General features: G+C 65.4%; 10 protein-coding genes and 1 pseudogene. 9 read left to right on the plus strand and 2 right to left on the minus strand.

Annotated elements, in window-relative coordinates; translation table 11 throughout:
• Positions 1–47: 47 nt before the first annotated feature.
• Positions 48–818, minus strand: coding sequence for an enoyl-CoA hydratase/isomerase family protein (locus MKI84_RS05115; protein WP_241617080.1), 771 nt, complete (start codon positions 816–818; stop codon positions 48–50).
• Positions 819–865: 47 nt separating this feature from the next.
• Entirely contained in the window at positions 866–1,498 is a 633-nt protein-coding gene (locus MKI84_RS05120) for a glutathione S-transferase family protein (protein WP_241617082.1), read from the minus strand.
• 108 nt (positions 1,499–1,606) lie between these two features.
• Between MKI84_RS05120 and MKI84_RS05125 the strand changes: the two genes are divergently transcribed.
• From MKI84_RS05125 to hydA, 9 genes and pseudogenes are all read left to right on the plus strand, one after another.
• Positions 1,607–2,485: a LysR family transcriptional regulator gene (locus MKI84_RS05125; RefSeq protein WP_241617085.1), complete on the plus strand. Its 879-nt coding sequence runs from the start codon at positions 1,607–1,609 to the stop codon at positions 2,483–2,485.
• A 375-nt stretch (positions 2,486–2,860) separates the two neighbouring features.
• Positions 2,861–3,928: an extracellular solute-binding protein gene (locus MKI84_RS05130; protein WP_241617087.1), complete on the plus strand. Its 1,068-nt coding sequence runs from the start codon at positions 2,861–2,863 to the stop codon at positions 3,926–3,928.
• Positions 3,925–5,055 (plus strand): ABC transporter ATP-binding protein, encoded by a 1,131-nt coding sequence (locus MKI84_RS05135; protein ID WP_241617090.1) that lies wholly within the window; start codon positions 3,925–3,927, stop codon positions 5,053–5,055. The genes MKI84_RS05130 and MKI84_RS05135 overlap by 4 nt, the downstream gene beginning before the upstream one ends.
• Complete coding sequence (locus MKI84_RS05140) at positions 5,055–5,939, plus strand: ABC transporter permease (RefSeq protein ID WP_241617092.1); 885 nt, start codon at positions 5,055–5,057, stop codon at positions 5,937–5,939. Before MKI84_RS05135 ends, MKI84_RS05140 begins: the two co-directional genes overlap by 1 nt.
• On the plus strand, positions 5,936–6,736 hold the full coding sequence (locus tag MKI84_RS05145; RefSeq protein WP_241617094.1) for an ABC transporter permease: 801 nt from the start codon (positions 5,936–5,938) through the stop codon (positions 6,734–6,736). Before MKI84_RS05140 ends, MKI84_RS05145 begins: the two co-directional genes overlap by 4 nt.
• On the plus strand, positions 6,736–8,136 hold the full coding sequence (locus MKI84_RS05150) for an amidase (protein ID WP_241617096.1): 1,401 nt from the start codon (positions 6,736–6,738) through the stop codon (positions 8,134–8,136). Before MKI84_RS05145 ends, MKI84_RS05150 begins: the two co-directional genes overlap by 1 nt.
• Positions 8,133–8,945 carry a GntR family transcriptional regulator gene (locus MKI84_RS05155; protein WP_241617098.1) on the plus strand — a complete coding sequence of 271 codons (813 nt, stop codon included), beginning with the start codon at positions 8,133–8,135 and terminating at the stop codon, positions 8,943–8,945. Before MKI84_RS05150 ends, MKI84_RS05155 begins: the two co-directional genes overlap by 4 nt.
• On the plus strand, positions 8,945–9,709 hold the full coding sequence (locus MKI84_RS05160) for an aspartate/glutamate racemase family protein (protein ID WP_241617099.1): 765 nt from the start codon (positions 8,945–8,947) through the stop codon (positions 9,707–9,709). Before MKI84_RS05155 ends, MKI84_RS05160 begins: the two co-directional genes overlap by 1 nt.
• A 25-nt stretch (positions 9,710–9,734) precedes the next feature.
• A pseudogene (gene hydA, locus MKI84_RS05165) lies at positions 9,735–11,113 on the plus strand (dihydropyrimidinase).
• Positions 11,114–11,791 lie beyond the last annotated feature (678 nt).

The following is an 11,791-nucleotide window of genomic DNA, read 5'->3' on the forward strand; positions in this document are numbered from 1 at the left end:
GGATTCTCCTTGATGAAGTTTGATGTCGGGTTGGTAGGGGGCTGCGGTCAGCCGGCTGCCGCCATCGAGCGGGCAACCTCGGCGGCGCTGATGCCTTCGAGCGCCAGGCCATAGCCGGCACCCTCGTCGATGATCCGGCGCAGTTTCTGCGTCAGCGCGATGCGGGTGTAGCGGCTGGTGAGCGGGGGCAGGGCGGCGATGCCCTCGGCAATCTCATGGGCGCGGGCGAGCAGTCGGCCGGCGGGGACGATCTCATTGACGACCCCCCACTCCCTCGCTGTTGCGGCGTCGAGCACCTGCCGGGTGAGGATGAAATAGCGGCCGCGGACGCTGCCGATCACTTCCGGCCAGAGCAGGTTGACGCCGTCGCCCGGTACGACGCCGAAGTCGAAATGCGGCTTGTCCTGGAACACGGTTTCCGGCGTCGCGAGGATGATGTCGGTCAGCAGCGCATATTCGCTGTGCAGCAGCACGGGGCCGTTGAGGGCGGTGATCATGGGCACCTCGATGTCGAGGATGTTCATGAGCACCTTCTTGCCCTCGCGATAAATCTTGTCGTAGCCGCGCGGCGAGAAGAAATCGAACCCTTCGGGGCTGATCGCATCCATGAAGGCGTCGTCCGATCCGGTGAGTATGACGACCCGGTTGTCCGGATCCGCGCCGATCTGGTGGAACAGCTCGACGAACTGCTCGTGGGTGTGGCCGTTGAAAACCAGCTTCTGACCATCGGTATGGAGGCGGACCTCAAGCACGCCGTTGTCCGAGCGCGTGAGTTGGGCGTTGGCGAAGGTGGTCTTGTAGGTGTCGAAGTGGGACATGGGATAGCTCCTTCGTGCGTGCGCACGGTTGAGGGGATGGGGAAAGGTCAGGCCGCCGGGACGAGGGCCTCGACGCGGGCGATGGCGCGTTGCACGGCGGGACGGGCGGCAATCGTCTCGTACCAGCGGGAGAGGTTGGGGCGGGCGTCCAACGTCACGCCGGGAAAGGCGCGCCGCCACAGCCAGCCGAAATGGGCGATGTCGGCGATGGTGAAATCGTCGCCGGCGGTGAAGCGCTGGCTGGCCAGCTTTTCCTCGAGAAGACTGAGGATGCGTTCCGCCTCGGTGGAAAAGCGGGCCTCGGCGATGGGCTGTGGCTCTGGCGACGAGCGCTTGAAGAAGCCGGCATTGCCGAAGGTCGGACTCAGGGCGGAGGCGTGGAAGAACAGCTGTTCGAAGACGCGGGCCCGTCCGGGCCCCTGCGTCGGCAGCAGCTGGCCGGTCGTCTCCGCGAGATGGACCAGGATCGCCGCGCTCTCGGTCAGCACGAACGAGGCGTCGCCGTCGCGCTCGACCAGCACCGGAACCTTGCCATTGGGGTTCAGGACCAGGAAGGCGGCGGCCTTCTGCTCGCCGGCGCGGACGTTTACCGACTTCATCTCATAGGCGAGGCCCATTTCCTCCAGCGCGATCGAAACCTTGACGCTGTTGGGCGTGGCGAAGGCGTAGACGTCGATCATGTTCAGCTCCTGAACCGTATTGGCGTGTCGTGAAGCTGTTATCGTCATTCCCCGATTGTTGCGGCAGCCCGCTTGAGGAGATAATGCTCATTCTCAGGAGGAATGAGCATGGATCGTCTTCAGGCCATGCAGGTGTTCGTGACCGTGGTGGAGGCGGGATCGTTCTCCGCTGCAGCGCGGCAGATCGGCGTCGGCCAGCCGGCCATCTCCAAGACCATCGCCCAGCTCGAGGAGCGCCTTCAGGTGCGACTGCTCGTCCGCTCGACGCACAGTCTCGCGCCGACCGATGCGGGGCTTCGGTTCTTCGAGCGGGCGCGATCGGCCATCCGCGAGGCGGATGAGGCCGAACTCGACGCGCGGGGCGCCGGCGCAGGCCTGTCGGGACGCCTGCGCGTCTCGGCGGCGACAACTTTCGCGCGCTTGCTCATCGTTCCACGCCTGCCGGAATTCCTCGCCCGCCATCCCGACATCGAAATCGACGTGCTGCTCGATGACCGCGTCATCGATCTGGTGTCAGAGGGTATCGATCTTGCGCTTCGGATGGGGGAACTAACCGATTCCACCGCCGTTGCCCGGCGGATCGCCCGCGGCCGCCGCTCTGTGATCGCGACCCCGGCCTATCTGTCCCGCGCCGGCACACCGCAGGGCCCCGCCGATCTCGCGATCCACGAGGCGATCGTTTACAGCCAGCTCGGCGACAGCTGGACTTTCCGCCGGAACGGCACGCAGGCCTCCGTCGCCGTCAAGGGTCGCGTGCGCCTGAGTGCGGCGGAGGGGATCCGCGCGGCTGTGCTCGCCGATATGGGGCTGACCGTTAACTCTGACTGGATGTTCGCACCGGAACTCGAGAGCGGCGCGGTGCGGCGCGTGCTGAAGGACTGGGAGTTGCCGCCGGTCGATCTGTGGGCCGTATTCCCGACCGGGCGCCTCGCCAGCGCAAAGGCGCGCACATTTGCCGATTATGTGGAAAGCATCCTGGCCCAATAGAGCTCTTCGCGATGTACCGCGACGCGCCAAAAGCGGATGTTCGCTGCCCGTCGCAAAGCTGACATTGCCAAGGTGAAAACGTTCGTGCTCGGTCAGCTAAGGCGGGCCGTATGGGGCCGCAAAGAGTGGCGTCGCCCTCGGCCGAGTGCCAGTCCGAGAGCCTCCTCTCGGCTCAAAAGTCGTCGGAATATCTGTCCCTCTGCTCGCGAACTGCCCAGAATTGCGGCTGAACGCCGCCTGATTATGCGCACGTTTTATGCAAAATATTAAATTCTATTTTTGAAAATTGTTATTGAAATCAATATGATAATGAGTTGGCATATCGTGCTTTTATCCCTTTGCAATTTCTTACATTCGCAACAGGGGAACAAGCGCATGCCCAACGAAACAGTGCCCACGTTCAGCCCGACGCGTCGCTCCATCCTCAAGGCCGCCTCGGGCCTGGCCGTTCTCGGAACGGGTATCGCGGGCTTTCCGTCCATCGTCCGCGCGCAGACCAAGGAGATGATCATCGGCTGCGCCGGTGGCCATGTCGGCTGGATGAACGAGACCGTCGTCCCGCTTTTCGAGAAGAAGTACGACTGCAAGATCGCGCTCGAAGGCACCCGCTCCAGCGTCAACCTGGAGAAGATGCGCCAGAACAGGGACAAGCCCTATCTGTCGGTCGTGATGATGGACGACCCCGTGCTGATCCAGGCGGTCGGCGAAGGCGTGATCGAGAAGCTCACGCCGGCCGGGGTGCCGAACCTGTCCAGCCTCAAGCCGGGCACCGTCCACATGGATGGCATGTGGGCCAACTACCAGCAGCCCTGGTGCGGCATCGGCTTCAACACCGACAGCGCGAAGGCGGTCGCCAGCTGGGCTGACCTCTGGGACAAGAACCTGCAGGGCAAAGTGATCATCCCCTCGCTGCAGAACACGGAAGGGGTGTGGCCGCTGATCTTCGCCGCGGCGCTCGCCACCGGCAAGCCGCTCGCCGAGGCGCAATACGACATCGATGCGGCCTTCGCCAAGCTCAAGCAGCTGAAGCCGAACATCCTCAACATCTACACCCAGATGCCGGCGAGCTTTAACCTGCTCGAACAGGGCGAGGCGTCGATGCTGGCCGGTGCCTTCTCCGAATTCGCCATTCCGCGCGAGAAGGCGGGCGCCCCGGTTGCGCTCGCCGCGCCGAAGGAAGGGGTCGGCGCCATGCCCTCGGGCATAGCTCGCGTCAAGGGCGGGCCGCAGGACGAGCTCGCGCTCGCCTTCATCAACGAGATGCTCGGGCCGCAATTCCAGGAAGCGATGATCACCAAGACCTTCGCTCTGCCGACCAGCACCAAGGCGCCGCCCAGCGACATCGTGCCCGCCGACATTCCGGTATTCGCGCCGGATTGGGGCAATGTCGCCAAGAACCGCCAGGCCTGGATCGAGCGCTTCGACCGGGAGATCGCGGCATGACCTCGCTGTCTCTCGTCGAAAATGGAAGAGGCGCCCGCGCGCCCTCGCCCGCCGGACATATGCCGGATGCTTATCTGGCGGTCGAGCGGGTCACCAAGTCCTATCGCGGGGTCGACGTGCTCTCGAACCTCGACCTCGCCGTTGGACAGGGAGAATTCGTCTCGCTACTCGGCCCTTCCGGTTGCGGCAAGACCACCTTGCTGCGCCTCATCGCCGGGCTGATCGGCATCGATGGCGGCCAGGTCCTGCTCGGCGGACGGGAGCTGACGCGGCTGCCGGCCCACAGGCGCAATGTCGGGGTGGTGTTCCAGAACTACGCGCCGTTTCCCCATCTCAGCGTGTTCGACAATGTGGCCTTCGGGCTCAGGGCGCAGCGCGCGGCAAGCGAGACCATCCGGCCGACCGTCGAGCGGTTTCTCTCGCTGGTCCAGCTCTCCCACCTTGTCGACCGCAGCGCGAAAGCGTTGTCCGGCGGCCAGCAGCAGCGCGTGGCGGTGGCAAGGGCGCTCGCGGTGAAGCCGGGCCTGCTCCTGCTCGACGAGCCGTTCTCGGCACTCGACCGCAAGCTGCGCGAATCCATGCAGATCGACCTTCGGATGCTGCTGCGCGAGCTCGGCATCACCGCGATCTTCGTGACCCACGATCAGGACGAGGCGCTGGTCATGTCCGACCGGATCGCGGTGATGAATGCCGGCCGGATCGAGCAGTTTGCGGACCCGGCGACGATCTATCGGCGGCCGGCGACCCCTTTCGTGCTCGATTTCGTCGGCTCGTCGACGCGCTTCCCTGGAAAGGTGGTGGATGCGAAGGAAGGCGAAGTCGTCGTCGAGACCGCCCGCGGCCGCTTCCGCGCCCCAGCGAACTTCATCACCGGCGCGTCGGTGTTCGTGGCGGTTCGGCCGGAGAACATCCGCCTCGCGCCGCCCGGCGAGGATGACAGTGGGCTGGAATTGACGCTCGTGGAGCGGATCTTCCTGGGTCCGCGCTCCGTGCTCCAGCTCGCCTTCACCGATGGTGAGCGCCTGTCCATCGATGTGCCCGCCCGGCTCGCCGAACCGCTGGCCATCGGCGGGCCCGTGCCTCTCGCCTGGGCGGTCTCCGACACTCTGGCCCTTCCGGTGCAGTGATGAGCAAGGCGACCCTCGATCCCCACACTGCCGCCGTTGCCCGGCCAGGGCATCGCGGTTTCAAGATCGATCCGACGGCGGCGCTGGCGCTGCCGGCGGTGCTCTATCTCGTCGCGGCCTATGCCATACCGCTCGCCATCCTGCTGTTCGCGGCATTTCGCACGCCCGAAGGGCTCTCGCTGGCGAACTTCGCCGGCTTCTTCGCCGATGCCTATAACTGGCAGGTGACTTACAACACGCTGTGGTCGGCGGGCATGTCGACGCTGGCGTGCCTCGTGATCGGCTATCCGACCGCGGTGGCGCTCGCCCGCTCGCGCGGCGTCGTGCAGATGGCGCTGCTCGTTTCGCTCATCCTGCCGTTGTCGGTCGGCGTGGTCGTCAAGGCCTTCGCCTGGACGATCATGCTGCGCACCAACGGCATCCTTAACCAGGCGCTGCTCGGCATCGGCCTCATCGACGCGCCGCTGCGGCTGCTGTTCACGCCGACCGGCCTCGTCATCGGCGCCGTCAACGTGTTCCTGCCCTTCATGATCCTGCCGATCTACTCGGTACTGCGGCTCGTCGACGCCCGACTGCCGGAGGCTGCCGCGACGCTGGGAGCCGGGCCGGTCTACCGGTTCTTCCACGTGCTGCTGCCGCTCACCTTGCCCGGCATCATCGCCGGGGTGGCCTTCGTCTTCTCGCTCACCGTGTCGATGTATGTCGTGCCCAACCTGCTGATGGGCGAACAGTTCATGACGCTGCCGAGGCTCGTCGCACGCTCCTATCTCTACTTCCGCAACGAGGCGCTCGGCTCGACGATCGCCGTCATCCTGCTCGTCATCGCCGTCGCGGTGGTCATGGGCAGCCAGTATCTCATCCGGTTGACGAGGCACGAGACATGACAGCCATCGAGCGCCTGACCACGATTATCATCTGGACTGTCGCCTGCGCGGTCGCCCTGTTCATGATGGCGCCGCTTGTCGTCGCCGTCATCGTCTCCTTCTCGGCCTCGCCGGTGTTCAACCTGCCGCCGCCCTCCTGGTCGCTGCGCTGGTACACGATCCTCGCCAGCAAGCCGGAACTCCTCGACGCCGTGTCGCTCTCGGTGCAGATCGCTCTCATCTCCACGGCGATCTCGCTGATACTGGGCACGCTCTGCGCCATTGCGGTGGCCCAGGGGCGCTTTCCCGGCCGTGAGGCGATCTCGACCTTCATGATCTCGCCGCTGATGATGCCGGGACTGGTGCTCGGCGTCGCCCTGCTGCAGTTCCTGCGCGGCTACGGCCTGCGCGACGCCTATCTCGGCCTGCTCATCGGCCACGTGGTGATCACCCTGCCGCTGGTCATGCGCAACGTCCAGGCAGCGCTCAGCCTGTTCGACTTCTCGCTGCTGGAAGCGGCGCGCACCCTCGGCATGGCGCCGCCGAAAGCCATCCTGAAGGTGCTCGTGCCGCTGCTGGCGCCCGCCTATCTTACTTCCGGCCTGTTCGCCTTCCTGTCCTCGATCGACAACTACCCGATCTCGATGTTCCTGGTGGACGCGCACCACAAGACGTTACCGATCCAGCTGCTGGTCTATCTGGAATCCTCGCCCGATCCGACGATCGCGGCGATATCGACCTGCCTCATCGTGTTGACCGTCCTGTTCCTCCTGATCGCCGACCGGCTCGTTGGCCTGCGCAGACTGGCGGAGTTCTGATGCCGCGTTCACAGATACCGGTGACGTCGTCCCCTTCCGCGACCGAGATCGCCACCGCGGTCGTGAAAGGGCGCAGGACGGCGGTCGAGATCGCTGAGGCCGCCATCGCGCGGATCGAGACGCTCAATCCTGCGCTTAACGCCATCGTCACTTTCGACCCGGACCGAATGCGGGACGAGGCCCGCACGGTCGACCGGCGCGTCGCTGCGGGCGAGCGACTGCCGCTGGCGGGAGTTCCGGTCGCGGTGAAGGACAATATCTGGGTCGCAGGGCGGCGGGTGACGCAAGGCTCCCGCCTGTTCGCCGATTTCATCGCTCCCGAGGACGCCGTGGCGGTGAAGCGGCTGCGGGAGGCCGGCGCTGTCATCGCCGGCATGGCCAACACCTCCGAATTCGCCGCCAAGGGCGTTACGACCAATCTTCTCTTCGGCCCGACCCGCCATCCGATGGACCCGCGCCTGACGCCGGGCGGCTCGTCCGGCGGGCCGGCCGTCGCCGTCGCTGCGGGGCTGGTGCCGCTGGCGCTCGGCACCGATGCTGGCGGATCGAGCCGGCGCCCGCCGGCTCATGTCGGCATTATCGGCTTCAAGCCGAGCTTCGGGGCCATTCCCTATGGCCCCGGCTTTGCCGAGCCTTTCGTCGGGCTGTCGGTCATGGCGCCCATGGCACGCACGGTTGCCGACGCGGCCCTCATGTTCGAGGTGCTCGCCGGCCGGCCGCCGCGACGGCCGCCGAAGCCGCTTTCGGATCTGCGTATCGCCTTCAGTCCGCGCCTCGGCCTCGAGGTGCCGGTGGACGACGATGTCGCCGAGGCCATCGGGCAGGCCGTCGGGCATCTCGACCGCGCCGGCGCGCGGATCGAGAGGCGCGATCCGCTCTGGCCGGCCGATGCGAGCGAGACTGCGCTCATGGCGCTCCAGCATGCCGGCCTTGCCGCGATCCATGGCGAGACGTGGCGGCGTGATCCCGCCCTGTTCGATCCCGATATCGGGCGTCAGATCGAGCGCGGCCTGTCGTTGTCGGGTGTCGAGGTCGCCCATGCCCTCCAGCTCAGCAGCGCGATCGAGCGGTCGGCGGCGGCGTTCTTCTCGGAGGTCGACCTGCTGATAGGTCCCACGACGCCGTGCGTCTCCTGGCCCTTGACGCAGCTCGGCCCCGAGCGCATCGGCGGCATCGAGGTCGAGCCACGGGCTCATGCGGTATTCACGCCGCTGTTCAACCACGCCAAGGTACCGGCGCTGTCGCTCCCCATCGGGAACGGGCGGGACGACCTGCCTGTCGGGCTGCAAATCATCGGTGCGCGCGGGAGCGATCTCGATGTCCTCGCCTTCGCCGCCTTCGCCGAACATGCGATGGATGGGGAAGATGACGCCCTCGTTGATGAAAGGCTCGGTCGATGACAGCGCCGGACGATATGTCGACCGCCACGACGGACGGCGCGGACACGAAGCCGGGAGAAACGCGGCAGCGTGCGCGCCGGCCCGTGCCGCTGCACAAGGTGCATCGGCCTTCCCTCACCGACATTGCGGTCGAGCAGATCCGGCGCATGATTGTGCGTGGTCACGTCCAGCCCGGGGCCCGTATCGGCGAGCCGGAAATCTGCGAGGCGCTCGGCATTTCGCGGACACCCGTGCGGGAGGCGATCAAGCTGCTCGCCGCCGAGGGGCTCGTGGAGCTCAGGCGCAACCGCAACCCGGTGGTCTCGTTGATCGACGCCCGTGAGCTCGCCCATCTCTTCGAGGTCGAGAGCGGCATCGAGAGCCTCGGCGCGCGGCTTGCCGCGAGGCGGATGACCACCGCCGATATAAGGCGGCTGGAAGCGCTGCAGGTCCGCATGGAGCGCCATCGCACGCGCCGCGAGCTGGAGGATTATTTCGACATCAACCAGCAGATTCACCGGCTGGTCGTCGCCGGAGCGAAGAACCCGGTTCTCATCGAAACTCACGACTGGCTGCTCGGCCGGCTGGAGCGCGCCCGCTTCATGGCGCTGAGCGCGGAAGGCCGGTGGGAGCAATCGGTGATGGAGCACCGGGAAATCCTCGCCGCCCTGAAGGCGGGCGATGCCGAGAACGCCGGAATATTGTTCGCCAAACATGTCGAGCGGACCGGTGCCATTGTCGCCCAGACGGCAACCACGAAGGCGGCTCGCGGCAGCGTCGTCCAGGAGCAGCCCGATGACGACCTTGAGACCAGATCACAGGCAAACTGATGCGTATCCTGATCCTCAATCCCAACACGACCGAAGCCATAACAGCATTGCTGGAGCATGCCGCGGCCGGCGCCGCCGCTCCCGGTACGGAATTCATCACCGCCACCGCGCCGCGGGGATTTCCCTACATCTCGACCAAGGCCGAGGCCCAGATCAGCGGCGCCATCGCTCTCGAAGTATTGGCCGAATGCCATCGCGAGGTTGATGCCGCGATCATTGCCGCTTTCGGCGACCCCGGCCTCTTCGCCGCAAGGGAACTGTTCGACATCCCGGTGGTCGGCATGTCGGAGGCGGCGATGCTCACCGCCTGCATGCTCGGCCAGCGCTTCGCCATCGTCACCTTCGCGGAGGCCCTCGGCAGCTGGTATCGCGACTGCGTCGCCATGCACGGCATGGCAGAACGCTGCGCCGGCATCCGCTTCTCGGACCAGCCGTTCTCCACCCTCGCCACGGTGCAGGAAGAGAAGGAAGAACGTCTGGTCGCTCTGGCCCTCCAGGCCGTGGAGGAGGACGGCGCCGAGGTGGTCATCCTCTCGGGTGCGCCGCTCGCCGGCCTCGCACCCAAGGTGGCGGACCGCATCCCGGTGCCCGTGATCGATCCGATTGCCGCCGCCGTGAAGCAGGTGGAGACCCTGGTCGCGCTCGCGCCGCGCAAGCCGACCGTCGGCGCCTTCCGCCGGCCGGCCGCCAAGTCGACGCTGGGGCTCGATCCGGCGCTGGCGATGCTGTTCGAACATCGTGACGTGCCGCGGGCCGCCGAATGACACGCTCAAGCCGGGAGCCGAGCCGATGCAGCTGGATACCCTCATTCGCGGCGGCACCGTCGCGACAGCGTCGGACACCTTCGCCTGCGATATCGGCATCCGCGATGGCCGCATCGTCGCGCTTGGACATGAGCTCGGCGACGCCCCCGAGGTGACCGACGCCACCGGCCGTCTGGTATTGTCGGGCGGCATCGACAGCCATGTTCATTTCGCCCAGCCTTCCGGGCCGGGCGTGGTGATGGCCGATGATTCCGAGAGCGGCACGCGCTCGGCCGCCTTCGGCGGCAACACCACGGTGCTTCCGTTCTCCTGCAGGAGAAGGGGCAGTCGCTGCGCGAGGCGGTGCTGCTCTATCACGCCAGAGCGGAAGGGCGCTGCTACATCGACGTCGCCTTCCATCTCATCGTCGCCGATCCGACGCCGCAGGTGCTCGGGCAGGAGCTACCGGCCCTCATCAAGGACGGCTATTCTTCCTTCAAGGTGTTCATGACCTATGAGGGGCTCGCGCTTTCGGACCGCGAGATCCTGGAGGTGATGGCGGTCGCCCGCGAGACGGGGGCGATCGTCATGGTGCATGCCGAGAATTACGACGCGATCCGCTTCCTCACCGACCGTCTGGAGCGGCTCGGCCAGACGGCGCCACGCTTCCACGCCACCTCGCGTCCCATCCCCGTCGAGCGCGAGGGGACGCATCGCGCCATCTCGCTGGCCGAGCTCGTCGATGTGCCGGTGGTGATCGTCCATGTATCCAATCGCGAGGCGATGGAGGAGATCCGCCGCGCTCAGGCGAAGGGGCTGAAGGTCCATGCCGAGACCTGCCCACAATATTTCATGCTCACTGAGAGCGATCTCGCGGGCTGGGGATGGAAGGCGCGAAGTATGTCTGCTCTCCGCCCCACGAGATGCGGCGAGCCAGCAGGCCTGCTGGGAGGGGCTGCAGCAGGGCGTGTTCTCGCTGTTCTCCTCCGACCACTGTCCATTCCGCTACAACGATCCGGCGGGTAAGCCCACGCCGAAGGGGCGCACCGGCTTCCGCTGGGTGCCGAACGGCATTCCCGGCGTCTCCACCCGCCTGCCGATCCTGTTCTCGGAAGGCACGGTGAAGGGGCGGATTGATCTCAATCGCTTCGTCGCGCTCACCTTGACAAATCACGCCAGGACCTATGGCCTCTATCCCCGCAACGCACGATCGCCATCGGCGCGGATGCCGATATCGCCATCTGGGATCCGCAGTGAAAGGTCACGATCACCCATGACCTGCTGCATGACGGGTCCGACTACACCCCATATGAGGGACTAGAGGTGACCGGCTGGCCGACACTCACCATGGTGCGCGGACGTACTGTGATGTGCGATAGCGAACTGCTTGGCTCACCGCAGCATGGCGAGTTCCTGCGACGATAGAATTGTAAGCGCTATCCAGAGCCCGCATGGACACTAGCGACCGATCGAGCCCCAGCGGCCTATGCAATAGCGCGACAAAACAGAAGCGCAAAAAGGTCGTGGGGGCATTGCGCCAGGAACAGACATTCCCGTCTTGCCTGGCAGCGGACATTCGACGTGGTGGGCGGCGCATTTTTGCGCCGCTGCTCCCAGATCCAAGAAAGCCATGCCAGTGATGTCTTGTGCGCTTGAAGGGTTTTTGCTGTGCTGCGGCAATACTTGATCGGCACTTTGCTGGCGCGTGCCTAGCGCTTAAATGTGCTTACCAATCCGGCATTCCTGAGCTAGGTCGCGATGATGCTTGGGGTGTGTCTACGTAACACCCTTTTTGCGCGATATGGCCTCCCAAGGAATGTATGCAAGAAGCCGTTCGGGATAAGTCGACTCCCAGTCTCCAGCGTCACAAGCCGGAAGTAACTCGTCGTTCGGAACCGAACGTTATGCGTTTCCTCATTTGCCCGGTCGTTCGAGTATCGCACACAGTTAGTGCATGCGATTTAATCATTCCGCGCATTCTCAATGCACCCGGCGATCTCATTGTCCAGATGCCTCAACGCATAATCCGTTGCATTTGTTAGCCTCAGTGAAAATCGGACTGTTGGCACGCGCCTTGCTTTTCATATCGCATGCAATTGATGC

Source organism: Ancylobacter gelatini (assembly GCF_022601675.1).
Classification (GTDB): Bacteria; Pseudomonadota; Alphaproteobacteria; order Rhizobiales; family Xanthobacteraceae; genus Ancylobacter; species Ancylobacter gelatini.